Source organism: Oscillospiraceae bacterium MB08-C2-2, from assembly GCA_035621215.1.
In the GTDB taxonomy this organism is placed as follows: domain Bacteria; phylum Bacillota; class Clostridia; order Oscillospirales; family Ruminococcaceae; genus WRAV01.
This window is the reverse complement of sequence record CP141729.1, coordinates 973,791-996,149: the sequence shown is the minus strand read 5'-3', so window position 1 is coordinate 996,149 and position 22,359 is coordinate 973,791. Positions and strand designations below refer to the sequence as shown.

General features: G+C 50.5%; 27 protein-coding genes and 2 pseudogenes. 22 read left to right on the top strand and 7 right to left on the bottom strand.

The genetic code is table 11. The annotated features are described in order from the left end of the window. The 17 genes and pseudogenes from U6B65_04440 to U6B65_04360 all read left to right on the top strand — a co-directional run bounded on the left by U6B65_04440 (window position 1) and on the right by U6B65_04360 (window position 13,281). Window positions 1–231, top strand: a complete 231-nt coding sequence (locus U6B65_04440) for a DUF6133 family protein (protein ID WRS28387.1) — start codon at window positions 1–3, stop codon at window positions 229–231. Further along, entirely contained in the window at window positions 221–673 is a 453-nt protein-coding gene (locus U6B65_04435) for an A24 family peptidase (protein ID WRS28386.1), read from the top strand. The genes U6B65_04440 and U6B65_04435 overlap by 11 nt, the downstream gene beginning before the upstream one ends. Continuing rightward, on the top strand, window positions 670–804 hold the full coding sequence (locus tag U6B65_04430; protein ID WRS28385.1) for a hypothetical protein: 135 nt from the start codon (window positions 670–672) through the stop codon (window positions 802–804). The genes U6B65_04435 and U6B65_04430 overlap by 4 nt, the downstream gene beginning before the upstream one ends. A 29-nt stretch (window positions 805–833) precedes the next feature. Then, window positions 834–1,658: a Flp pilus assembly protein CpaB gene (locus U6B65_04425; GenBank protein WRS28384.1), complete on the top strand. Its 825-nt coding sequence runs from the start codon at window positions 834–836 to the stop codon at window positions 1,656–1,658. Then, window positions 1,658–2,473, top strand: a complete 816-nt coding sequence (locus tag U6B65_04420) for a ParA family protein (GenBank protein WRS28383.1) — start codon at window positions 1,658–1,660, stop codon at window positions 2,471–2,473. Before U6B65_04425 ends, U6B65_04420 begins: the two co-directional genes overlap by 1 nt. Next, window positions 2,467–3,999: a CpaF/VirB11 family protein gene (locus U6B65_04415; protein WRS28382.1), complete on the top strand. Its 1,533-nt coding sequence runs from the start codon at window positions 2,467–2,469 to the stop codon at window positions 3,997–3,999. The genes U6B65_04420 and U6B65_04415 overlap by 7 nt, the downstream gene beginning before the upstream one ends. Next, on the top strand, window positions 3,996–4,925 hold the full coding sequence (locus U6B65_04410) for a hypothetical protein (GenBank protein WRS28381.1): 930 nt from the start codon (window positions 3,996–3,998) through the stop codon (window positions 4,923–4,925). The genes U6B65_04415 and U6B65_04410 overlap by 4 nt, the downstream gene beginning before the upstream one ends. 10 nt (window positions 4,926–4,935) lie before the next feature. Beyond that, a complete protein-coding gene (locus tag U6B65_04405) occupies window positions 4,936–5,808 on the top strand; it encodes a secretion protein F (protein WRS28380.1) in 873 nt (290 codons plus the stop codon). 12 nt (window positions 5,809–5,820) lie between these two features. Next, window positions 5,821–6,477 (top strand): hypothetical protein, encoded by a 657-nt coding sequence (locus U6B65_04400; protein WRS28379.1) that lies wholly within the window; start codon window positions 5,821–5,823, stop codon window positions 6,475–6,477. After that, window positions 6,471–6,866: a DUF4320 family protein gene (locus U6B65_04395; GenBank protein WRS28378.1), complete on the top strand. Its 396-nt coding sequence runs from the start codon at window positions 6,471–6,473 to the stop codon at window positions 6,864–6,866. The genes U6B65_04400 and U6B65_04395 overlap by 7 nt, the downstream gene beginning before the upstream one ends. Window positions 6,867–6,874: 8 nt before the next feature. After that, entirely contained in the window at window positions 6,875–7,420 is a 546-nt protein-coding gene (locus tag U6B65_04390) for a hypothetical protein (protein WRS28377.1), read from the top strand. A gap of 108 nt (window positions 7,421–7,528) precedes the next feature. Beyond that, on the top strand, window positions 7,529–8,101 hold the full coding sequence (locus U6B65_04385; GenBank protein ID WRS28376.1) for a DUF6550 family protein: 573 nt from the start codon (window positions 7,529–7,531) through the stop codon (window positions 8,099–8,101). 67 nt (window positions 8,102–8,168) lie between these two features. Beyond that, window positions 8,169–9,869 (top strand): hypothetical protein, encoded by a 1,701-nt coding sequence (locus U6B65_04380; protein ID WRS28375.1) that lies wholly within the window; start codon window positions 8,169–8,171, stop codon window positions 9,867–9,869. A gap of 13 nt (window positions 9,870–9,882) precedes the next feature. Further along, window positions 9,883–10,353, top strand: a complete 471-nt coding sequence (locus U6B65_04375) for a hypothetical protein (GenBank protein WRS28374.1) — start codon at window positions 9,883–9,885, stop codon at window positions 10,351–10,353. 70 nt (window positions 10,354–10,423) lie between these two features. Then, window positions 10,424–10,654, top strand: a pseudogene (locus tag U6B65_04370) (DUF3852 family protein). Between the two features lie 599 nt (window positions 10,655–11,253). Continuing rightward, window positions 11,254–13,071, top strand: coding sequence for a reverse transcriptase domain-containing protein (locus tag U6B65_04365; GenBank protein ID WRS28373.1), 1,818 nt, complete (start codon window positions 11,254–11,256; stop codon window positions 13,069–13,071). A 102-nt stretch (window positions 13,072–13,173) separates the two neighbouring features. Next, window positions 13,174–13,281, top strand: a pseudogene (locus U6B65_04360) (DUF3852 family protein). 170 nt (window positions 13,282–13,451) lie between these two features. Here the strand turns inward: U6B65_04360 and U6B65_04355 are convergent. The 5 genes from U6B65_04355 to U6B65_04335 form a co-directional block, all read right to left on the bottom strand. After that, on the bottom strand, window positions 13,452–14,174 hold the full coding sequence (locus U6B65_04355) for a DUF5131 family protein (protein WRS28372.1): 723 nt from the start codon (window positions 14,172–14,174) through the stop codon (window positions 13,452–13,454). 59 nt (window positions 14,175–14,233) lie between these two features. Continuing rightward, the gene (locus tag U6B65_04350) at window positions 14,234–14,704 is read right to left on the bottom strand and encodes a VOC family protein (protein WRS28371.1); all 471 of its coding nucleotides are present in this window, start codon (window positions 14,702–14,704) and stop codon (window positions 14,234–14,236) included. Between the two features lie 3 nt (window positions 14,705–14,707). Then, entirely contained in the window at window positions 14,708–15,529 is an 822-nt protein-coding gene (locus U6B65_04345) for a helix-turn-helix transcriptional regulator (GenBank protein WRS28370.1), read from the bottom strand. Window positions 15,530–15,827: 298 nt separating this feature from the next. Beyond that, window positions 15,828–16,700 (bottom strand): hypothetical protein, encoded by an 873-nt coding sequence (locus U6B65_04340; GenBank protein ID WRS28369.1) that lies wholly within the window; start codon window positions 16,698–16,700, stop codon window positions 15,828–15,830. A gap of 246 nt (window positions 16,701–16,946) precedes the next feature. Continuing rightward, window positions 16,947–17,114, bottom strand: a complete 168-nt coding sequence (locus U6B65_04335) for a hypothetical protein (protein WRS28368.1) — start codon at window positions 17,112–17,114, stop codon at window positions 16,947–16,949. 202 nt (window positions 17,115–17,316) lie between these two features. Here U6B65_04335 and U6B65_04330 point away from each other — a divergent pair, with 202 nt between their 5' ends. Genes U6B65_04330 through U6B65_04310 form a run of 5 tightly spaced genes read left to right on the top strand, consistent with a single transcriptional unit; the run spans window position 17,317 to window position 21,643 of the window. Then, window positions 17,317–18,222, top strand: coding sequence for a conjugal transfer protein TrbL family protein (locus U6B65_04330; protein ID WRS28367.1), 906 nt, complete (start codon window positions 17,317–17,319; stop codon window positions 18,220–18,222). 18 nt (window positions 18,223–18,240) lie between these two features. Further along, a complete protein-coding gene (locus U6B65_04325) occupies window positions 18,241–18,624 on the top strand; it encodes a DUF4406 domain-containing protein (GenBank protein WRS28366.1) in 384 nt (127 codons plus the stop codon). Beyond that, window positions 18,624–20,792 carry a DNA cytosine methyltransferase gene (locus tag U6B65_04320; protein WRS28365.1) on the top strand — a complete coding sequence of 723 codons (2,169 nt, stop codon included), beginning with the start codon at window positions 18,624–18,626 and terminating at the stop codon, window positions 20,790–20,792. Before U6B65_04325 ends, U6B65_04320 begins: the two co-directional genes overlap by 1 nt. A gap of 3 nt (window positions 20,793–20,795) precedes the next feature. Next, a complete protein-coding gene (locus U6B65_04315; GenBank protein ID WRS28364.1) occupies window positions 20,796–21,053 on the top strand; it encodes a hypothetical protein in 258 nt (85 codons plus the stop codon). Between the two features lie 2 nt (window positions 21,054–21,055). Then, on the top strand, window positions 21,056–21,643 hold the full coding sequence (locus U6B65_04310; protein WRS28363.1) for a hypothetical protein: 588 nt from the start codon (window positions 21,056–21,058) through the stop codon (window positions 21,641–21,643). A 50-nt stretch (window positions 21,644–21,693) separates the two neighbouring features. On the opposite strand, the gene U6B65_04305 is transcribed toward U6B65_04310, so the two are convergent. Together U6B65_04305 and U6B65_04300 are read right to left on the bottom strand one after the other, a co-directional pair. Beyond that, a complete protein-coding gene (locus U6B65_04305; GenBank protein WRS28362.1) occupies window positions 21,694–22,191 on the bottom strand; it encodes an AAA family ATPase in 498 nt (165 codons plus the stop codon). 15 nt (window positions 22,192–22,206) lie between these two features. After that, window positions 22,207–22,317 carry a CatA-like O-acetyltransferase gene (locus U6B65_04300; GenBank protein WRS28361.1) on the bottom strand — a complete coding sequence of 37 codons (111 nt, stop codon included), beginning with the start codon at window positions 22,315–22,317 and terminating at the stop codon, window positions 22,207–22,209. Window positions 22,318–22,359: the final 42 nt, after the last annotated feature.

Genomic DNA, 22,359 nt, shown 5'->3' with positions numbered 1-22,359 from the left:
ATGAAATCTCTCATTTGCAAGCTGAAGAACAAGGCTGCCACAGCCGTAGTCAGAACCCGCAACACCCTTTCCGGAAACTGCGGGGAGGGCTACATTGATACGGCCATTAAAATCCTGCTGGCGGTTGTCATCGGCGCTCTGCTTCTGGCAGGTCTTTATGCTTTGTTTGGGGAAACGGTACTGCCGACCTTGACACAGAGAATCAAGGAAATGTTCAACTATGGAGGCTAATGGCATCGCACAGGCGGTGCTTTTTTCTTCTCTGCTTCTGGCGGCTTCTGTGTGGGACCTCCGCAAACGGATCATCCCGGACAGCATCTGCCTCCTGATTGCACTGGCGGGGCTGATTGATTTCAGCCCCGCCAATTTCTTGGGAGTGCTTGCGGCGCTGCCGCTGCTCATTTCCGCCCTATACAAGCCGGACGGCATTGGCGGCGGGGATATCAAGCTCACTGCCGCCGCAGGCATTGTTTTGGGATTTTGGGGATGCACGGCCGGGTTGGCACTTGGTCTGATGGCATCCCTCTTTTTTTATTTCTGGACCCAAGCCGTCAGAAGGCTTCGTAAACTGAAGCCTCAGAAAGCGGCGCAGGCATCTCTGCCGATGGCGCCGTTTTTGTCCCTCGGCTTTCTTGCCGTAACCATTCTAAATATTGGAGGAAACATCCTATGAAAAGAATCCATATCAGCAGAAAAAAGACCATCCTCATCATCGGTATTGCCGCCGTTTCGCTGGCTGCCGCCCTTATTCCGGGAGCTGTGAAAGCAGTGAAATATCGCAAATACAGCTCCGCCAGCTTCTAAATCACAATGAAATCAAGGAGGAAAATCCTATGAGTCTTTTTAAGAATCGCACAGTTGTCGGTGTGATCTGTATCCTTTTGTCCCTGCTTATCTGCTTTGGCGTGACGCCGCTGTTCAACAAGTCCGTCAGCCAGAAAACCGAGATTGTCCGCGTGGTCAAGGAAATCAAAGCAGGCGATGAGATCACAAAGGATACGGTCCAGACCGTGGAAGTAGGCGGCTTCGGGCTGCCCGACAACGTCATCCGCCAGAGCGAAACGGTCATCGGCAAGTATGCCAAGGCCGACCTCTCCATCGGTGATTATATCTTGAACACCAAGCTGTCCGACACCCCGGCTGCGGAGAATGCCTACCTTTATAATCTGGACGGTACCAAGCAGGCCATGTCGGTGACCATCAAGAGCTTTGCAAACGGTCTGTCCGGCAAGCTCCAGAGCGGCGATATCGTGTCGGTCATTGCCGCCGACTACAAAAAGCAAGGCATGACCGTCATCTCCGCCGAGCTGAAATATGTGGAGGTCATCAGCGTGACGGCCTCCTCCGGCTATGACGCCAACACCGGCGAGGCCAAATCCGAGAAGGATGAGCGTGAGCTGCCCTCCACCGTAACCTTGCTGGTATCTCCCGAGCAGAGCAAGGTGTTGGCGGAGCTGGAGGCTGACGGCAAGCTCCACCTGTCTCTCGTTTACCGTGGCACGCCTGCCAACACCGCCAAATTTACAGAGGCGCAGGACAAGGTCATTGCCGCCCTGTATCCTGTGGAGGTGCCACAGGACAGCTCCTCTGAACCCAAGTCTCAGGAATCGGAGGAAAGCACTGCATCCGAAACACCCGCAGAAAGCGAGGTGCAGTGATGCTGAATTTCAAGAAAAAGAGCATCTTCACCCGCCAGTCTGCCAGGGAAGATGCCCAGCCGGAGCAGGAGCCTCAGAGCGGCATTCTTGCCGTTTGGGGCTCTCCCGGCAGCGGAAAGACGGTCACCGCCGTGAAGATTGCAAAGCATCTTGCGGACCGGAAGAAAAACGTGGTGCTTCTGCTCTGTGATATGACCGCGCCCATGCTTCCCTGTGTCTGCCCGCCCTCCGATTTGGAGAGTGAGCATTCGCTGGGCAGTATCCTTGCCGCTACCCATGTAACCGAAGCTCTCATCAAGCACAACCTGGTTACCCTGAAGAAAAACAGCTACCTGACCATCCTTGGAATGCGAAAGGGCGAGAACGAGTACACCTATCCGCCCTATGAGCAGCTACAGGCACAGGAGCTGATGGACGGACTGCGGGAAATTGCTCCATGCGTGGTGGTGGACTGCGGCAGCTATATTGCCAATGACATCCTCTCCGCCGTGGCGCTCATGGAGGCAGACAACGTCCTGCGCCTTGCCAATGCAGACCTAAAGTCTGTGAGCTATCTCTCCAGCCAGCTCCCTCTGCTTCGGGATTCCAAATGGGATGCGGATAAGCAATACAAGGTTGCCAGCAACGTAAAGCCCCAGCAGGCCGGGGAGCAGATCGGGCAGGCGCTGGGCTCGGTAGCCTTTACCCTCATCCACTCTCAAGAGCTGGAGGAACAGTACCTTGCAGGGAATCTGCTGGCTGATTTGTCCCTGAAAGACAGCCGCCTGTTCCGTCGGGAGATTGAAAAAATCGCAAAGGAGGTGTTCGGATGTTAGGGAAAAAGAGAAATGCCCCGGCATTTGCCAAGGGGAAAAATAAAGCACAGGCCGAACAGGAGCAGAAAAAGCAGACACAAAACCAGCCATCCACACCCCAGGCAACGGCTCCTGCTTTGAGCAACACCATGGATCAGGAGTCTACGGTGAACCGCCCGGTGGATTTTGCAGGGACAAACCGCGCTCATACGCTATTCTTCACACCGGAAGCAGAGGGCAAGGATTTCTCTTCGGTCCTTGCCGATGTGCAGGAGTATATTTCCGAACATTACAGCACCCTCATCACTGCGGGCGGCGAAGATGCCAAGGCGCAGCTCAAACGCTACATCACCAAGTATGTTCAGGACCGCCGTGTTTCGGTAAACGGCATGAGCGGCGGCAAGCTGGCGGAGGCTCTCTACACCGAAATGGCGGAGTTCGGATTTCTGACGAAATATATCTTTGGCACCGGAATCGAGGAAATCGACATCAACTCGTGGCGGGATATTGAGGTGCAGTATTCGGACGGCCGCACGGTCAAGCTGGAGGAACGCTTTGAAAGCCCCCAGCACGCCGTCAATGTGATTCGCAGGATGCTCCACATCAGCGGCATGGTCTTAGACAACGCCAGTCCCATCGTGTTGGGGCATCTTTCTAAAAACATCCGAATTGCCGTCCTTAAAAGCCCCATTGTGGACGAGGATGTAGGCATCGCCGCATCCATCCGTATTGTCAACCCGCAGAGCATGAAAAAAGAAGATTTTGTGGGGAGCGGTACGGCGACCGACCCCATGCTGGACTTTTTATCCCTCTGCATCCGCTACGGCATATCGGTCTGCGTAGCGGGAGCAACCAGCTCCGGCAAAACCACTGTGGCAGGCTGGGTGCTGACCACTGTGCCGGACAACAAAAGAATCTATACCATCGAAAACGGCTCCCGTGAGCTGGCATTGGTTCGGGAAAAGGACGGCAAGGTGGTCAATTCGGTCATCCATACCTTGACCCGCGACAGCGACAATGACCGCCAGCGCATCGACCAAACCAACCTCCTGGACTATGCGCTCCGTTTCAATCCGGACATCATCGTGGTTGGTGAAATGAGAGGCGCCGAGGCCAATGCCGCCCAAGAAGCCGCCCGAACCGGCGTAGCCGTGCTGACCACCATCCACTCCAACTCCTGCGAGGCCACCTACCGAAGAATGGTGTCTCTCTGCAAACGCGCCGTGGATATGTCCGACCAGACCCTCATGGACTATGTGACGGAAGCCTATCCCATCGTCGTGTTCTGCAAGCAGCTCGAAAACAAGCAGCGCCGTATGATGGAGATTCAGGAATGCGAGATACTGCCGGACGGCACAAGGCGCTACCGCCCGCTGTTCCAGTATGTCATCACTGAAAACCGCATGGAGGACGGAAAATTCATCATCGAGGGCCACCATGAGCAGATCAATACCATCTCGGACAGCCTTGCCAAGCGGCTGCTGGAAAACGGTATGCCCCAGGCGGTCATCGAGAGCCTACGGGGAAAGGAGGCGCAAAGCGCATGACAACGGTACTTTTGATTGCCTGCATCGGAATGATTGCAGGCTCTTTTGTTTTACTCGGCATCACGCCGGTAGAGTTCACCGCGGCGGTGTTCGGAAAGCTCACCGACAAGCCCAAATCTCTCCGCGACGAAGTGGGCGAATTCACCCGCAGAAAAAAACAGTCCTATCTGCGCCGGGAAATTGCCGAGGTGCAGTCCATTCTCAAGGTAACCGGCAGGACGGCACGCTTTCCCATGCTTTGCGCACTGTCCCTGTTGTGCTTTGCCGTGGGCGCATCCATCGCCATCATGCTCTCGAACTTTTTTCTTGTTCCTGTGATGGCAGTAGGCTGTATGTTCCTACCCTTTTGGTGGGTGAAGCTCACAGCCAACCACTTCAAACGGGATATTGCGGCAGAGCTGGAAACGGCGCTCAGTATCATCACCACAGCCTACCTCAGAAACGAGGACATCCTGACGGCAGTGGAAGAAAATCTGCCATATCTTAACCCTCCCGTGCTATCGGTTTTCAAAGGGTTCCTGTCCCGTGTCAGGCTGGTTGACCCCGATGTGACGGCGGCGCTTTATGACCTGAAGGACCGGATCAACAATGCCGTATATGCCGAGTGGTGCGACGCCCTCATTGCCTGCCAGCACGACCGCAGCCTCAAGACCACCCTGACCCCCATCGTCAGCAAGCTCAGTGATATGCGGGTAGTCAATGGGGAGCTTGAAACGATGGTCTTTGAGCCCAGGAAAGAATTTATTATCATGGTGGTCCTTGTCGTTGGAAATATTCCTCTCCTCTATTTTTTGAACAAGGATTGGTACCACACGCTGATGCACACACCGCTGGGGCAGATTATTCTGACCATTTGCGCCGCCGTGATTTTCATCTCCACGGCGTTTGTCATCAAGCTCACGCAGCCCATCGAATATCGAAGATAGGAGGACGCTCATGACAATCTACATCTTTTTATTCGGAGTCCTCCTATCGGCAGGGCTCTTTTTCATTACCGCCGATCTGCTGCGGCTGCCCACTCTCGCCACCCAAAAGGCGATGCTGTCGGCGGGAAAGCAGGACAAGGCAAAACCGAAAGCCACCGATGCACTGCTGCGAAACGCCGCCATCCGGCTTGCCCGGTATATCCGAATGGATGAGTACAAGAAAAGCCGAATGGAAAATGTGCTGTCGGCGGCAGGGCTTTCCGATTCGCCGGAGCTGTTCACGGCAATGGCAATCGTCAAGGCGATAAATATTGCGCTTTGCATCATTCCCTGCCTTATCGTCCTCCCGCTGCTGGCGCCCATTGTACTGTTCGCCGCCATACTGGTCTACTTCAAGGAGATCCGCAAGGCGGACGAGGCTCTGGCAGCGAAACGAGGCAAAATCGAACAGGAATTGCCCCGCTTCGTTGCAACCATCACCCAGGAACTGAAAGCCAGCCGGGATGTGCTGTCCATGCTGGAGAATTTCAAGAGAAATGTGGGCGAGGATTTTTCCGCAGAGCTTGACATCCTCACGGCGGATATGCGCTCATCCAGCTACGAGGCGGCGCTGACGAGGTTCGAGGCGAGATTCAATTCGCCCATGCTCTCGGATATCACGCGAGGGCTAATCGGCGTACTTCGCGGGGATGACGGCGGGATGTATTTTCAGATGTTGGCACACGATATGAAGCAACTGGAACTCCAGCGTCTGAAAGCGCAGGCCATGAAGATTCCGCCCAAAATCCGAGTGTTTTCCTTTGCCATGCTGATGTGCTTTCTCATGACCTACATGGCGATCATTGTCTATGAAATCATCACATCCCTCGGCGGGATGTTTTAAGGAGGTGCGCAAATGCAGCGAGAACAGATGATAGATACGTTTCGGGAAAAACTCGACCGCAACTGGAACGATTACCTCCGTGAGCTGGACGGACTTTCCAAAGGCGTTCTCATCGGAAAAAGCGATGAGATTACTGCTGCCCGATTTGTCTATAACGAGCTGTACGGTGGCGGGTATCCGGAGGACTATATGGAATACCTCCTGCGTTTTGAAAACCCGCTGGAGGTTGCAAGGGATCAGTGGCTATCGGAGCAATCGGTTGATTTCAGCGAGGAACTCAACCATGCGCTCTGGAGTCTGATGGACAAGGGCGACGCAGAACAGGGCTATGCCCTTGACCCGGAATATACGCCGGTCCCTGCAACAGACAAAAAGGTCACCGTGCGGGAATTTATTGAACGCCATCCCTGTGCCAACCTCAACATGATGACTCCCGGCGGATTTGTGTACCTGACGCCGGAAAAGGCACAGCTTCTGCTGTCCGGCCAGAGCATAAAAGGGCATCCCGGTGATCCTGAATATACTATGGAAACTACCGCGGAGGAACTGCTAAATCAGGAAATCCATAGCGCCAGCTTCAGCAAGGGCACATGGCGCATATTAAGCGATTACATCCGGGAGCCGGAACAGGAGCAGGCTCCCTTCGAGCAGGGGGTGACCATGTGCTGAAAATACTGAAAAGCAAAGCTGGCGAAGGCTACATTGATGTGGCGGTGCTGGTGCTGTGCGCCATGCTGGTCATTGCCCTGGCGGTCAAGGTGTTTCCTGTCTATATCCAAAAGCAGCAGATCGACACCTTTGCCGTGGAGCTCATGCGGGAAGCGGAAATTGCCGGACAGGTCGGCAGCGAAACCAACCGCCGTGAACAATTCCTGCGGGAAAAAACCGGACTGACCCCCACCGTGACATGGTCCAAGACCGGCAGGATTCAGCTCAATGAAGAAGTCACGGTGACAGTCACCTACCAGTCCAACATCGGGCTGTTCGGCGGGTTCGGCTCCTTTCCGATTACACTCAAGGCTGATGCTGCGGGAAAATCAGAAGTCTATTGGAAGTAGGTGATGAGATGGAAAAAATCAAGCGTATCCTGAAGGACAAAAGCGGTGCAGGCTTTCCGCTCATTATCGCCGTCACCCTGTTGCTGGTGATTGTCTTTACCGGCATTTCGGAGTATTTCCGGCTTATGATCGTGGCCCAGGGTGTGCGGGATGCGGTGCAGACCGCCGTCATCTCCACCGTCAACGACAATTATGACGATGTGTATCACGGCGTGCGGGAGGGCTATAGCGGAGCCTACCAGCCCATTGCCGAGGATTTTGAGGAAAGCCTCGATTACGGCGACATTTATGAGAGGCTGGATGGTGTACTCGGTCTTTCCTACAGCGGCGGCTATCATGAAAAACGCACCCCGGACGGCAAGCTGGAATTTAAGGTGTGGAATCTGGAGGTGGATATCCGAAACGCGCCCTTTGCGTCGGGCGACCAAGCCTCCTCTCGCTTTGAAGCTGACAGTACCATCATGCTGGAGGTTCCCGTATCCTTTGGTGGAAAACTGCTTCCCCCCATGACGATCAAAGTCAAGACCAGCGCCGGATACACACCGAGGTTTTAACCCTACGGAGAAGTTTTCTTGCAATAGTGATAGACTTTTTGAAAAGTTCGTGGTAGGGTGTGACTTAACAGGAACCTATCAAAATTTAACAAATAGGAGGACACTCTTATGAAAAATATGAATGCTAAAACGAAGAAATGGCTGGCCGTAACCGGATGCCTCGCCCTCTGTGCGGTACTTGTGGTGCTGATCGGACAGCAGTTCATAACCCCAAAGCCGGTGGATACCTCGCCCTCACCCCAAAGCTCCGAAGTGAGTAATGTGACGGTGGACCCCAGAGTGCCGGATAGCACAGAGAAAGAAAAAAAGGTCACCGTAACCCCGCCTGATACCACCCAACCGACAAACATCGACAACGGTACGGTTTCCAGTGGCAAGGAGCAGACCATCCAAGGCGATGCAACCAAGCCCGAATATACTGAGGAACAGCTCAAAGACCCCACGCAGAAACCTGACGGCGAAAAGGTCACGGAGCCTCCCAAGCCTGTCGACCATGATAAGGTGGAAAAGCCCAAGGATACCCCCAAAAACAACAATCAGCCGCAGGGCGGCGAAACCAAGGACGGCAAGATTTATGTGCCGGGTTTCGGGTGGATTGACGATAACGGCGGTGGAGGTCAAGGCACAACTGTAGACGGTGACGGCGATATCAATAAACAAGTCGGCAATATGGGGGAATAACAGAATACTTTCACAAGGCACGGTTGAAACAGACCGTGCCTTTACTTTTGAAAAAAAGGAGGCCGCAATGAAGAAATTATTCAAGAGCATAGCCAGTCTTATGCTGGTGCTTTGCCTATTCTGCCCCCTAACCGCATTCGCTGATACCGGCGGCAACGGAAATATTGATGGCGGCGGTGGAGGCATGGGCAGCGGAACCAGCACCAACACATGGAGCGGCGGTAACGAGGGTGCGCGCATTACTGTGGTTCGGGCAAGTGATCACGCAGCGGTCACCACGCCGGTAGATTTTACAAATAAGAAACCGGACAATATTCGTGTTCATTTTGGAAAGGTGAGCAAACTGTCCTATAGCTCTGGTCAGCAATTAAGCCCTACCACAAGTGTGTACCATTATATCAATCCAGCTCAAACCATACCCCGCATTATCAGTACCAACGGAAGCAACAATATTGCCGCCATCAAGAAGTATTTCTGTTCGGAATATGTCATCAAACGCATTGCAGATGTAACAGGTATGAATTACGATGTTCTCATCGGCGGTGAGTATAAAATCCTCTTGGAGCCCATTGCCTACTACAAATTTGAGGGGGTTATGATTGCCACCACCGCTACCGAAGCCGCCCTGTATGATGAACAGGTTAGCGGTCTGCTCCGCAGAAGAATGGTGTCTCTTACACACAAGAATCTGCCCCTCGCTATGTTTTTGGAGGTAGGCGACCTCGGCTATCCCGCATGGGGAGGCAGCAAGAACAGCGCCGCATCCAATGCGGATATCAAATCCAGCCTTGGACTTGGCATTGTCCGTTTTACGGAGAAACCGGAGCAACCTCAGATTGACGCCTACGATTATGAGTACCGGGTAAGCACCAATGTCATCACAGCGGTGAGGATCAGCGGAGGTCAGTCCGATCCCGACAGGCCCACCCGTGTCAGCTTTAATATCGGCGGGCAAACCTACAGCGTGGGCAATGTCTACTATCCCGCAGGCGATAGCCAGCTTGCATGGGTTCAGTGGAAAACCCCCGACACCGAACAGAATATGACAATTCAGGTGACGGTGTCCGGCTCCGGCAGCACCGCCAAGACGACCCTCAACGTCAAAATCCTTGACCTTGACAAGAACCCTCCGCCCAACCCTGTTGCCGATGACCGAAACGACAGCTTCCGTGCCGCCGCTGTCCCAAGCAGAGCGATTAAAAACTCGGCAAGCTGGAGTGTCTGGCGTCCGTGGTGGCAGGCGTATTGGGTATGGCACAGTGATTATGACGATGAAGGAAACGATAACGGATATTGGTGCGATCACGGATGGTGGGAGTTTGACCTGGACCGTTACAGCGCCAGCATGACCGCCGCCATGAGCATCAAATGCGACAGCATGAATCCGACTGCCAGCGGAAGAACGATGAAATCGGGATATGGCATCAACCAGACCGTCACCGGAAGTATCAGCTCCAACCAAAGCTCGGCGGTTACCCAGCCACAGAATGCGGTCAGCTATTTCCCCGAATTTTCCTATGAAACCTATTGGCGGCTCTTGGAGCGCATGGGATCGGGACGGTTTGAGTTTCAGCAAAACCCTTACTCCACCTACAAAAACCGAACTCATTTCAGCCCGATTTGGATGCCGGACGGAGCCTATACCGTCAACGCCTGGCTCATTGATGGATGGACGCCGGATGGAATGCTGTCCGCCAACCTTACAGACAGCCTGACCATACGGGGCAACTTGTGGCAGGACTGGCATGTCGCTCCTAAAAAGCCGTAGCGGGGGTGATAAAATGGCATATGAACGAATTGAGGCGCCAAAAGGCAGCCTGTACCACTACACGCAAAAGGACCGGCTGGATGCAATTTTGCAGGATGGCCGCATCCGGCGATTCGGGGATCGTGAGTGCTGGTTCTGCACTTCCCTTGCGGACACCCTGCGGCTTATGGAAATGACCGTCATGAAAGAAGGTCATCCCTACGTTGATACGCAGGGATTTTTACAGAGGTATCCCGCTTTTGTACCGGAGGATTACATCATCCTAAAGCTGGAGCAGCGGCATCAAAATGGGGAATGGGTGAGATGGAATCAGGAGATGCCACCCGGCTGTCCTCCTGAAACACTTGCGGAGGCTGAAGAATTCAGCTTATTGAAGAAAGGCTTCCGCAGTGACCTGAAATTTTATCAGAACCCCCAGGTGATTGAACTGTCCCCGCTTTTGGAGGAACAGACTCCGAGCATGGATATGACAATGAAACTATAAAAACAGAAAAAGAACAAGGTCGCAGGAGCAATTCTGCGGCCTTTTCTTGATTTTTAGAAAGGTGGTTTTTATGAAAAGGTATAAGAAAATTGCTCTTATGCTTATCCTCGTCCTCATGGTGACCATGCTCTTTAGCACAACCGCTTTTGCGGCAAATGGCGATGTTGCGGGAGCTATTGAGGGCACATGGAATGATGCCTCCGGGCAGATTAAGACGGTGGTCAACAAGGTGGTGTTTCCCGCAATTGACCTCATTCTGGCGGTGTTTTTCTTTGCAAAATTAGGGATGGCGTACTTCGACTGTGCGCCCGTAACGGCGATGTAATAATTCTGGACTTGGCAATCCAGCGGGTAAAAGCTCATTTGCCCGTCATCAACCGGCTTACCTGAGAGGGAAACCTCATAGGGGAAAATAGCACACCGGTAAACCCATGAGTTGGGCAGTTGTCAGCCCACGACTGAATGGGAAGATGAAACAGATGATATGAGGATAAAAGCCATACTGCCTGAAGCGCAGTCCGAGAGGTTTATGTAGGAACTTTGGCGAAAGACAGCTATCGCCATACCGCACAGCCACAATGCATTAGTCGAGTATATGTGGGTGAGCTTCTGTGTGGCTCAACTCCGTATGGAGAAAAGGACGGAAACGCTATCCGACAATCATCTACGCTATTATTACATTGCTAAACGGGGATTGCCTAACCCGAAATGCCGGAAATCCGGCTATGCGTAATGCCTTTGTGGTGATAAATTTCAAGGCTTTGCCAAGAAAGATGACGCTGAATATTCGGCATGGCAACGGAGCCGCCGTAGTAGTCCGAGTGCGGTAACGCCGCATACATGGCGAAGGGCGGCAGCTTGTTATCTTAACAATAGAGAAAGGAAGGTGTGTGATACACCATGAGAAATCCAATCAATATGTTAAGCAGTTTACAGAACCACAGTAGTGACAGGTCGTATACCTTTGAACGGCTCTACCGCAATCTGTATAACCGTGAGCTGTTTTTGCTGGCTTATCAGAATATCTATGCCAGCCAAGGGAATATGACAAAAGGCACCGATGGAAAAACCATCGACGCAATGAGCCTGAATCGCATTGATGGCATGATTGCGAGCCTAAAGGACGAGAGCTATCAGCCACAACCATCAAGAAGAACCTATATCCCAAAGAAAAACGGAAAAATGCGTCCGTTGGGAATCCCTTCTTTTGACGATAAGCTGGTACAGGAATGTGTGCGGCTCCTGCTGGAAGCAGTATATGAGGGCGGTTTTGCGAAAACCTCGCATGGCTTTCGCCCAAAACATAGCTGCCATACGGCACTTAGTCAAGCACAGGTCTGTTTTACTGGCGTGAAGTGGTTTGTTGAGGGAGATATTAAAGGCTTCTTTGACAATATCAATCATGAAGTCATGATTGGGATATTAGCGGAACGTATCAAAGATGAAAAGTTTCTGCGTCTTATCCGCAAGTTTCTAAAGGCTGGATATTTAGAGGATTGGCAGTACCATAACACCTACAGCGGTACGCCGCAGGGCGGTATCATCAGTCCCATTCTTGCCAACATCTATCTGGATAAATTGGACAGGTATATGGAGGAACTGAAAAAGCGGTTTGATAAGGGAGCTGTCCGTGCTGTCTATCCTGAAACCTATGAGCTGGAGAAAAAACGTGGGGTTCTTGCCAAGAAATTGCGCAACACCAATTCAGAGGAAGAAAAGCAGGTGCTCACAGAGAAAATTCGTGAGATTGACCGTAAAAAGCTGACGATTCCTTATTCCGACCCGTTTGATACCAGCTTTAAGCGGCTTCAATATGTCCGTTATGCTGATGATTTTCTTATCGGCGTTATTGGCAGTAAAGAGGACGCAATCGCAATAAAGGAACAGGTAAAGGCTTTTGTTGCTGACACGCTGATCTTAGAGCTGTCAGATGAAAAAACGCTGATAACCCATTCCGAAAAAAGAGCAAGGTTTTTGGGGTATGACATTTATGTACGGCGTTCTGCCGCTACCAAAAAGGATAAGACAGGGCGGCTCTGCCGCCACCTGAACGGCACTGTCTGTTTGGAAATGCCAACGGAGCTTATGCGTAAAAAGCTATTGGAATACAGTGCTATGACCATTGAAAAAACGGTCTATGGCAAAGACAACTGGAAAGCGAAAGCCCGGTACTATCTCAAGGATAACGATGACCTCGAAATCCTTGACCAGTACAACAGTGAAATCAGGGGCTTCCGCAATTACTACCGTATTGCCAATAACGCCGCTCATGCCAGCTCTTTTGGCTATATCATGCAGTACAGTATGTTCAAAACCTTTGCGACCAAATATCGCACAACCATGCGCAGAATGATTGGGAAACTGCGTATCGGCAAGAACTTTGGAGTACGCTTCACTGATAAAAAAGGAAAGACAAAAACACGACTGTTTTACAATGAGGGTTTCGCAAGAAAGCCTTTGCAGAAAAATGCCGTTGTAGACGTTATCCCTCAAACTGTGATGTATTCCAGTAAAACAAGCTTGATGGCAAGGCTGTCCGCAGGGCAATGCGAGCTGTGCGGCAAAACTGACTGTGAGATTGAAATTCACCATGTCAGGAAGCTCAAAGACCTGAAAGGTAAAAGCTATTGGGAGCGCTTTATGATTGCGAGAAACCGCAAGACGCTGGCGCTCTGCTTAGACTGTCACGAAAAGTTACACTCTGGAAAACTGAATTAACAAGTGGAGAGCCGTGTGCATCGAGAGGTGCAAGCACGGTTCGGGGGCGAGTGTTCGGAAACCTGCCATAGGAATATGGTAAGGCGCTGGGCACTTAGCCCACATCGAAAGCACGGACAGTTTGAGTGGGCGGCGCCAGCAATTCTGTTCGCTTGCTTGGTGTTCACTCTGACGGCGCCGACCTATATCTGGACGATTTTGGGTTTATAATGAAAAAGGAGCCGTTGCATCAGAGTAGAGGTGCAGCGGCTCAATTTCGTGGTAAGCCAGATTTGATTGTGTAGGTGAACTTAGTCACCAACAAAGAGTTTGCCCATTTGGTTCGTTCAGAACACTCATGAAGTAAAATAGGCAATAATGCTTTACACCATTGAGTTTGATCAAAACAATCTTTTCCCATCTAAAATATTTATATCAAAATCTTTCGCTATACTGGTCTGCTTAAATGGATTTATTTTTTCCACTACGCCATCACATTTAAAAAGTGAACCTGTATTTTTAAACCAAAATGTTACATTTGCTTTTACGCATTGTTCACGAATATTAAGTACCCAATCATAATCACACACACGGGCTTCTCGCCCTGTTTCACCGCCGACAGTCACATGGTCTATGCCATGAAGATATGGCGTTAAATCTATCCTTTCTAAAAGTGGGGCACAAGCAATAAACCGCCGCTTTATCGGATAGGATAAAAAGAGTGGAAGCCTTTCGTCTGCTAATCTTTGATTTTCAACAGTACACCCAATATTCACATTGTCATATCCTGCACCCCAATCTGATGGAAGCGATATGAGGAAACGGTCAATTCGTTTTGTTAAAATCAAAAAATCTATGTCCGTTCTTTCCTTGATAATAGACCAAACTTCTTTACGCCATTCATCTGCTTCGGGAAGAAAAAAGTCAGTTGCAAAACAGGTCGCAAGAATTTTGTTTCCTTTAATGTTGTATTCGCCTTTTGCAGTTTTCCGTATAGGCCAATCAAATTTATCTGTTTTTTGTATGGTGTTTTGACCATAGCGTTTCGCGTGTGGCCCGTAAAAATAACAATTTGTGCAGCCATCACTTATTTTGTAACAACCTGTCCACGGCTCCCAATTCATAGACACCCTCCTTCGCTTAGAGTAAAATATCGGCTTTGATTTACCAAAGCCGATATTTGTCATTTATCAAAGCACAACGAATATTGCTTCACGACTTCGAGGGGAAACATAGTGCGCTTGGCAACTTCCTCAACCGGCATTCCCTGTTTCAAAAAGCGTTTGATAACGGTATTCATATCCTCTGCAATCTCCACAATATGCTTGTCCGGGTCATATACCCGAATGTCACGCTGCCCCCACGGATATTCCTTTATTTCATGTACCCATTGCAAGTCGGATATGCTTTTCATTTCGGCATATACTTTGTCTAAATCTTCTACTTCAAAATAAACTTGAAAGTTGTGTGACTGCTCTTTCACACTATCATCTGCCAAGCCAACGAGTTCAGCATATCCTTGTTGCAGCGAAAAGCTCTCAAAAGTTACATGTACACCAATATCCATGACCACATTTTGATGAAGTACCTTTTCATAAAATTGTTTGGATGCGGCTATATTCTTAACCGCCAAAAGACAACCTTGATATTTCATTTTTCAATCCTCCTTTGAGGATATTGTATCGTATATCTCCATTCCGTCATAGTAAAAATCCGACATTGTTTTCAGATAGTCTTGAGGTGAAACACCACTGATAGCCTTGAAATCCTTATCAAAATGGGCTTGGTCGAAATAGCCAGCTTGTTGTGACAATGCCGCAAAAAAGCAAGGCGACGTTTGAATGTGTTTTAACACGTAGTTAAAGCGGGTTAAACGAGCATAGTTTTTAATATTAATTCCGATTTGTGTAAGAAACAAGCGGTTTAGCTGTCGCTCACTATAACCGCATTGTCGGGCGACTTCTTTCACTTGTACTTGTCCGCAACTATCAGAAATTACTGTGGTAGCTAATAACAAAGCGTCGGAAATAAGAGGATTTTCCATGCGCCTATATAATATTTTTTCACAAGTATTTACTAACTCTATTGTGGTTTTTGACATTATAAAGGCTTGGTATAGTGAATGGAAAAGCTCGTTGTCGATGTCTACAAGCGAAAGACGTTTGCCAGCAAACTCCGCTTGGCTTTGATGTGTGATCTGATACAAACCATAGGGTGAAAGCTGGATAAGCAACAGGACATGGTAATTGTTTGGTTCCATCCCTAACAAAACAGGTGTTAGGGATGCCCCCCATAGTTCAGCAATTACAGCGGTTCCATCAAAGGCAAGCGACAATGTTCCGCAAGCGTTAGGCATAAGCGTATATTGTGCCATGAACGTATCATTTTCTGGAAATACGATATTGTAATATAGAATATATTTTCTTAGCCCTATATGTGAGGGAAACATATTGAATTGCTTGTCATTTTGGGTAATCAAATCGTTTCCCCTCATTTTCAAAGTAAAATTTTAATTGCATTTATCGCCAAATCCAAATCAAGTAAATATAACTACACCCCTTCGCGGCTGTTTTTTCCTCACTGCTATTCCAAAAAAGCTTTACTCGGTAAATATAATAAATAAGATTATCATAGCAAAATAGAAGTTTCAATCAATTAAATGTAGACAATAGGAAGGAAGTCGGTGCTATGAAAATTAAAATCCGTTCACCGTCTTTATGCAAGTATTGACTGGACGATACTTGGTATGTAACAAAATCGGCCTACTGCTATGCTTACTATGATTTAGATAGCCATATTGGAAACAATGCCGAAACCCATTCCGATGCTTTGCGCTTACTTTCAAAGCCGACATACCCTTTATAGCTGTATAGATAGTCGATCTTCCACTGGTTTTCCGCTATTTGTTTCTCCTGAAGGAGGTGTAACAACTCCGAACTATCTTCACTTGTCATCAACTGTCTTTTCCCAACAATATAAGTTAAGTCTGTAAGTGAGAGTGCGTAACTTTGCGGAAACATGATATCTGTAATATGAGCGCTGATGGGCTTGCCATCCGATAATCTCTGAAACATTTTATGACGAAGCATATAGCCTGTCCCTTGTACCAAGAGCTTTTCCACGTTCCAGTTTTCATGCTTCACAAACTCTGAATAGGTGGTGAGCGCACGAACAGTTTTACTGATACCAATATAACATGGTGTTTTTCCAAGGCAGCCACCATGCTTGCATACGCCTTTATGAGGCCATGAAGTAGTTTGGTTACGTTCAAAAAGCTGATATTGTTCAATCCAGCTTAAAGCCGCCTGTGCTTCTTTGCTGTTAGCGAGCCCAAGTCTGCAATAGGCTTCCAGCAGCATGGCGTTATAGCAAGGTACAATTTCTTCCATTCTGCCTAAGCATGAAAATCCTTGCGCTGTCGCAATGTTCCGGTTAATATAGTCAACCATTTTTTGCGTGTAAGGTAATCTTTCCATATACGGGATTTCGCTTAGACCCATAATCCGAAAAACAGCAAATAGGGGATGATCCACAAAATCTGTTGTGAGCTTTCTAACCAATGCCGATTGACTTAGCAGGCTGGAGATTTGGTCATTCTCCAAGCACTTACCTTCTTCACAAGCAACTCTTAATGTTAACGCAGTATCCATGGTACACCCCCTTACTGTTCATGATTTAGGACATCTGTGTTACAGTACAAATCATTATATATAAAAGAATAGCATATTTATCAGCATCTTTCCACCAGATATATGCAAGCATTGACTGGACGATTTTGGTGATGTAGAGGGCAGAGCTGTTTTTACACACAGTTCCAAACAGAGAGAAGGTATTTGCAGCAGCAAAACAAGGAGGGCGGCAGAACCGCTCTCCTTGATATTTGCAAACAGGCCTTGCTATCTATCTTCGTCGTCGGGCTCTGAATCTCTTTTGAGCTCCACAATAACGCCGTCATCGCCGGAGATGAAAAGCTCCTCCGTCTTTTGCTGCGCTCGCTGAAGCAGCGAAATGGCATCCGTCACATCGTTGAACAGCGAATCATACATTTTTTTGTAATCTGCCACGCAATTGACCTCCTTTTCCTTATTTCGGCGGCCACCGTTGTGTGGTATTGAAGCTCTGAACGAGCGGGTTGTCAAGTCGTTTTTGAAATTTTCTAAATCTTCGCGCCCTGCCCGAAAATCCGTTCAAACAGATACGTAGGCACACCGTATTTTATTGCATGGTGTGCCTTTTTTATGTTCACAGAAAGGGGGTGAAAATCCAATGTTTATATGGGACTTTGTCCTTGGAACCGTCATGGATCAGATTATCGAATGGCTCTACGGACAGGTGGTCGGCTTTTTGGCCGACTTCTTTGCACAGATGGGAAACATGGGCGTGGAGCTGTTCGAGATGAGCTGGGTGCAGTCCATCGTCCTGTTTTTTTCCTATCTGGCTTGGGCACTGTACGGAACCGGGCTGGTGGTGTCGGCGTTTGAAACCGGCATCGAATACCAGCACGGCCGGGGCAGCGTAAAGGACACCGCCTTAAATGCCATCAAGGGCTTTATGGCGGTGTCCCTTTTTACCATCGTACCGGTGGAGCTGTTCAAGCTCTCGGTCAATCTCCAGAGCAGCCTCACGGCGGGCATCACCGGCTATGGAAGCAGCTTTGGCGACCTTGCGGGAAACATCATTTCCGAGCTTGGCAGCTCAGCGGACATCGGCGGCGCCATGGGCTCCGGTGTATTCGGAGGGCTGTCTGTCATTACCAGCCCCATCCTTATGCTCTTTATGATTATCATGATGGGCTATGCGGTCATTAAAGTGTTCTTTGCCAACCTGAAACGTGGCGGCATTTTGCTGATCCAGATCGCTGTGGGCAGCCTGTATATGTTCTCCGTTCCCCGCGGCTATATTGATGGCTTTACCCAGTGGTGCAAGCAGATCATCGGTCTGTGCCTGACCACATTTTTGCAGGCAACCATCCTCGCCGCGGGGCTTATGGTGCTGCGAACCCACGCCCTGCTGGGGCTTGGTCTGATGCTGTCCGCAGGAGAAGTGCCGAGAATTGCCGGAGCTTTTGGGCTGGACACCAGCACCAAGGCAAATCTGATGTCGGCGGTGTATACGGCGCAGGCCGCTGTCAACACCACAAAAACCGTGGTGCAGGCAGTGGCACCGAAATAACAGGAAAGGAAAAAGCCTATGAAACTAATCTATGTGGCGTCCCCCTATGCCGGGGACATTGAGAGAAATACCAAGTTTGCCAAGAGAGCGTGCCGCCATGTGATGAGCGAGGGGCACGCTTTTTTTGCGCCCCATTTGCTCTACCCACAGCTCCTTGATGATTCCAATCCGCAGGAGCGTCAGCTCGGTCTGGATATGGGGCTTGCCATGCTGCCACGCTGTGACGAGCTGTGGTGCTATGGCGACCGCATCTCCTATGGGATGCGTCTTGAAATCGAGGAAGCGGGCAGGCTCGGCATCCCGGTTCGCCGGGTGATGGAACAGGAAAACGGCTTTGCCATCGGCAGAGCCAAAGACACCGCACCGGCCGAAGCTCCCCAGCAGGCGATGAGGATGGCCTGATGATGACCATGGGGAGCCTCTTCGATGGGATCGGGGGCTTCCCATTAGCGGCTGTCCGCAACGGCATCGCTCCCGTATGGGCCAGTGAAATCGAAGCCTTTCCCATCGAAGTAACGAAAATCCGATTCCCTGAAATGCTCCATGTCGGGGATATTACGAAGCTGAACGGAGCAAAGCTGCCACCTGTGGATGTTATTTGCGGCGGTAGCCCGTGCCAGGACCTTAGCGTAGCTGGCCAGAGAGCTGGATTGGCTGGGGCGCGCTCCGGCCTGTTTATGGAGCAGACACGAATCACAAAGGAGATGAGAAAAGCCGATGAGCAGCGAAACGTACCAGCTCACCTTGTTCGACCTCGATACCTCGTTTGGGAAAATGTCCCCGGAGCATTCTCCAGCGCAGACGGCGAGGACTTCCGGGCGGTCATCGAGGAGATCATCCGCATTAAGTACAGTGCCTGTGATGTGCCTCGACCTGAGTCCGGGCGCTGGGAATCTGCTGGGGCTGCCCTATTGGGAGATGAATTCAGCCTTGCTTGGCGTGTCATGGATGCTCAATTCTGGGGAGTCGCCCAGCGCCGCCGTCGCATCTTCCTTGTCGCAGATTTTGGAGGCACAACCGCACCCGAAATATTATTTAAGCAAGACGGCCTGTTTGGGGATACTCCGGAGAGCGGAGGCCCGCGGCAAAGAACTGCCGCCCCAGCTGAGGGAAGCGCTGATGCTGCAGGCGGGGCTTGCCTGACCCCATGGGATGTGCAGAGCCGCCGGATTTTTGAAGAAACAGGCACATGGCCCGCCCTCTATAGCGGCGAGGGCGGCGGACACGGATATATCCAAACAGAAGAAAAAACAGCGATAGCCTTTGCCGCCAATCAGCGGGATGAAGTGCGGGATTTGCACGATGTTGCAGGGGCGATACAGGCTCAGCCTGGCATGAAGCAGCAGACTTTTGTTGCAGAGCCGCTGATCTGCTTAAATGATCAGGGCGGTAATCGGATGGATATCACGGAGGAAGTGACTTCCACGCTCCGTGCGGGTATGGGAGGTCACCCGCCCCTTGTGTCCCAGCCAAACTGTCTGAACGGATGGGATACCCAACAAAGCCGTGTGTTTACGCCGGAGGGTATGGCTCCGACTCTTGCGGGAGCAGATGGCGGTGGCGGAAGAAATCCGGCTGGGCTGCTGTTTGCGGCAGGGGTTGTCAGTAAGGGTGACGGCGACTGCTTTCTTATGCCGGAGGTTCACACCGCCATCACCGGCGGCGGTGGGCAGGCCGGACAGGGCTATCCCTGTGTACTGACCGCAGGCTTCTGCGGCAACGCCAGTGCCGAAGCCAGAGGAATCGGCTATCAGGCAGAATGTTCTCCTACCATTAAAACAGGTACAGCTCCATCGGTGCTTTGCCTCAACGATCAGGGCGGCAGCCAGATGCACTGCACCGAGGATATTACGGGCACACTCCGGGCGCAGGAGCATGGGCATCAGCCGCTGGTGTTCGAAAATCACGGAATTGACAGCCGCTACAGCGGTCCCCATGCGGTAGCACCCACCATGTCGGCCCGTATGGGAACCGGCGGCAATAATGTCCCGTTGGTGGGAACTCCCGTTGCATTCTCCCTTGATTCGAAGGAGTCCAACAGTATGAAATCGGCAAACCCTTATTCGGGATGCAGGGAAACAGACGTTGCAAGAACCATTGATACCGGAAGCCCCGACCCCAGCAAGAACCAAGGCGGCATTGCTATTTTGCAGGAAACCATCTGCATTGCGGGCAACACCATTGACCGGGAGCCGGAAAACGGCGGCAACGGACTCGGCTGTCAGCCGGACATCAGCTACACCATTACGACCAGCGACCGCCATGCAGTATGCGAGCCTTATCAAGAGGTGGTGGGAGCACTTTGCCGCGGGGATGAGAAAGGCATTGGCAGCCAGTATGTCAGCCAGAACAAATGCATCGTGGAAAGGCGCAACCTCATCCGCAGACTGACACCTCTGGAATGTGAGCGGCTCCAAGGCTTTCCCGATGGCTGGACGCTGATACCGGGAGCATCGGACAGCGCCAGATACAAGGCACTCGGCAACAGCGTGGCGATACCCTGCGTGGACTTTGTCCTCCGAGGTATCGCCTATTTTTTGCAAAAAATCTATGAGGAACAGGAGGAATAACCAATGTATCTATACCCCGACAATCTGCGTTCAAAGGCGACCTTGTGGCTGTGGGAGCTACGGGACATCGGCATTATCGGTGTCGGTCTTTTAATTTCCGTCTTCGCACTCTCTCGGCTGGGCTGGCTGCCGCCCATTGTTCTGACGGCGGTCTATGCCTTTTTATCCATCCGCTTTGAGGATGTGAGCATCCTTGACTTTATCCGCTACGCTGCCGCTTTCTTCTTTGGAAAGCAGCAGACCTATGAATGGAGGGCGTGAATATGAACAGAAAAAAGAAACAGGAAGCCAGAGAAAAAGCCTCTACCCGCCAGCTCATGGGCATTGAGGGCATCACCAGCCACAGCCTCGCAACACCTCACGGCGAGCTGGTGTTTTTTATGATCAAGCCCACCAACATCAGTGTTCTGTCCGATGCCAGCATTGGGGCAAGGATTTATGCCCTCATGAATGTGCTCAAGGGCATCTCGGATATCGAAATGCTGTGCCTGAACAGTCGGGAGAACTTTGAGGACAACAAAAGCTACCTGAAAGCCAGAATGGATGCCGAACAGAACCCCGTCATTCGAAAGCTGCTGGCACAGGATCAGACTGCCCTTGACCGTATGCAGGTGCAGATGGCGACGGCAAGGGAATTTTTAATCATCATACGGCTAAAAAATGAAAAGGAAAGCGATGTTCAGCCCTATCTTTCCCGCATCGAAAAGAGCCTCAAAGATCAGGGCTTCACGGTGCGCAAGGCGGGTGAATCGGACATCAAGCGCCTGCTGGGTGTCTATTATGAGCAGAATGTGACAACCGAGGTGTATGAGGATTACGATGGAGAGCGATGGGTTATTTTGAATGAGTGAGCAGGTAAAAAGGGAAGCCAAGAGTTGATTCTCGGCTTCCCTTACTTTATTTAGCAGTGTTGCAGAATTAATTCTGTTGCTTGTTCTGGAGTGATGTCGGACACATCCACCTTGCAGGTGTTCAGTTTTTCATAGAGCGGGATTCTTTCAATGCTCCGTTTGACCACATCTTCCGCACGGATACCGGAAGCAACATCTTTCTCCAATCGGGTTCGCAGAGCTTGTTCACTGCAAATCAGCGAAATAGAATGCACCGTACAGTTGACCGTATCCAGCTGTGAAAGGATATCGTCAATGATCGCCTGCTGATGCATAACCCAACAGAATATGATGTTTTCATAAGCGGAGCATCGAATAAAATTGTTCAGAAGGAAGCAGATGTTCTGGATGACCATCCGCTTTGTTTCCTCTGTCACCTGAAAGGGATGCATATCCCAGCACCAATCCCCATCGAGAAACGCGCTATTATTCAGTTTTTGTTTTAGAATTTGGCAGGTAGCGGTTTTGCCAACTCCCATCGTTCCGCCTATTAGATATAAATTTTTCATAGCCGCGCCTTTCTGTTAGAGCCATTGTTTAGGATTTGCCGCCATGCTGCGCAAGGCTTCTACAAATTTTCCAACATGATAACCGTCGCAAACCGCATGATGACATTGGATGGCAAGGGGCAACATTGCTATTAGCCTCCTACAATATTGAGTGATCCGTTTTAGGAG

Coding starts and splice junctions, on each gene's coding strand:
- U6B65_04440 (WRS28387.1), top strand. CDS start 1: ATGAAATCTCTCATTTGCAAGCTGAAGAACAAGGCTGCCACAGCCGTA.
- U6B65_04435 (WRS28386.1), top strand. CDS start 221: ATGGAGGCTAATGGCATCGCACAGGCGGTGCTTTTTTCTTCTCTGCTT.
- U6B65_04430 (WRS28385.1), top strand. CDS start 670: ATGAAAAGAATCCATATCAGCAGAAAAAAGACCATCCTCATCATCGGT.
- U6B65_04425 (WRS28384.1), top strand. CDS start 834: ATGAGTCTTTTTAAGAATCGCACAGTTGTCGGTGTGATCTGTATCCTT.
- U6B65_04420 (WRS28383.1), top strand. CDS start 1,658: ATGCTGAATTTCAAGAAAAAGAGCATCTTCACCCGCCAGTCTGCCAGG.
- U6B65_04415 (WRS28382.1), top strand. CDS start 2,467: ATGTTAGGGAAAAAGAGAAATGCCCCGGCATTTGCCAAGGGGAAAAAT.
- U6B65_04410 (WRS28381.1), top strand. CDS start 3,996: ATGACAACGGTACTTTTGATTGCCTGCATCGGAATGATTGCAGGCTCT.
- U6B65_04405 (WRS28380.1), top strand. CDS start 4,936: ATGACAATCTACATCTTTTTATTCGGAGTCCTCCTATCGGCAGGGCTC.
- U6B65_04400 (WRS28379.1), top strand. CDS start 5,821: ATGCAGCGAGAACAGATGATAGATACGTTTCGGGAAAAACTCGACCGC.
- U6B65_04390 (WRS28377.1), top strand. CDS start 6,875: ATGGAAAAAATCAAGCGTATCCTGAAGGACAAAAGCGGTGCAGGCTTT.
- U6B65_04385 (WRS28376.1), top strand. CDS start 7,529: ATGAAAAATATGAATGCTAAAACGAAGAAATGGCTGGCCGTAACCGGA.
- U6B65_04380 (WRS28375.1), top strand. CDS start 8,169: ATGAAGAAATTATTCAAGAGCATAGCCAGTCTTATGCTGGTGCTTTGC.
- U6B65_04375 (WRS28374.1), top strand. CDS start 9,883: ATGGCATATGAACGAATTGAGGCGCCAAAAGGCAGCCTGTACCACTAC.
- U6B65_04365 (WRS28373.1), top strand. CDS start 11,254: ATGAGAAATCCAATCAATATGTTAAGCAGTTTACAGAACCACAGTAGT.
- U6B65_04355 (WRS28372.1), bottom strand. CDS start 14,174: ATGAATTGGGAGCCGTGGACAGGTTGTTACAAAATAAGTGATGGCTGC.
- U6B65_04350 (WRS28371.1), bottom strand. CDS start 14,704: ATGAAATATCAAGGTTGTCTTTTGGCGGTTAAGAATATAGCCGCATCC.
- U6B65_04340 (WRS28369.1), bottom strand. CDS start 16,700: ATGGATACTGCGTTAACATTAAGAGTTGCTTGTGAAGAAGGTAAGTGC.
- U6B65_04330 (WRS28367.1), top strand. CDS start 17,317: ATGTTTATATGGGACTTTGTCCTTGGAACCGTCATGGATCAGATTATC.
- U6B65_04325 (WRS28366.1), top strand. CDS start 18,241: ATGAAACTAATCTATGTGGCGTCCCCCTATGCCGGGGACATTGAGAGA.
- U6B65_04320 (WRS28365.1), top strand. CDS start 18,624: ATGATGACCATGGGGAGCCTCTTCGATGGGATCGGGGGCTTCCCATTA.
- U6B65_04315 (WRS28364.1), top strand. CDS start 20,796: ATGTATCTATACCCCGACAATCTGCGTTCAAAGGCGACCTTGTGGCTG.
- U6B65_04310 (WRS28363.1), top strand. CDS start 21,056: ATGAACAGAAAAAAGAAACAGGAAGCCAGAGAAAAAGCCTCTACCCGC.
- U6B65_04305 (WRS28362.1), bottom strand. CDS start 22,191: ATGAAAAATTTATATCTAATAGGCGGAACGATGGGAGTTGGCAAAACC.
- U6B65_04300 (WRS28361.1), bottom strand. CDS start 22,317: ATGTTGCCCCTTGCCATCCAATGTCATCATGCGGTTTGCGACGGTTAT.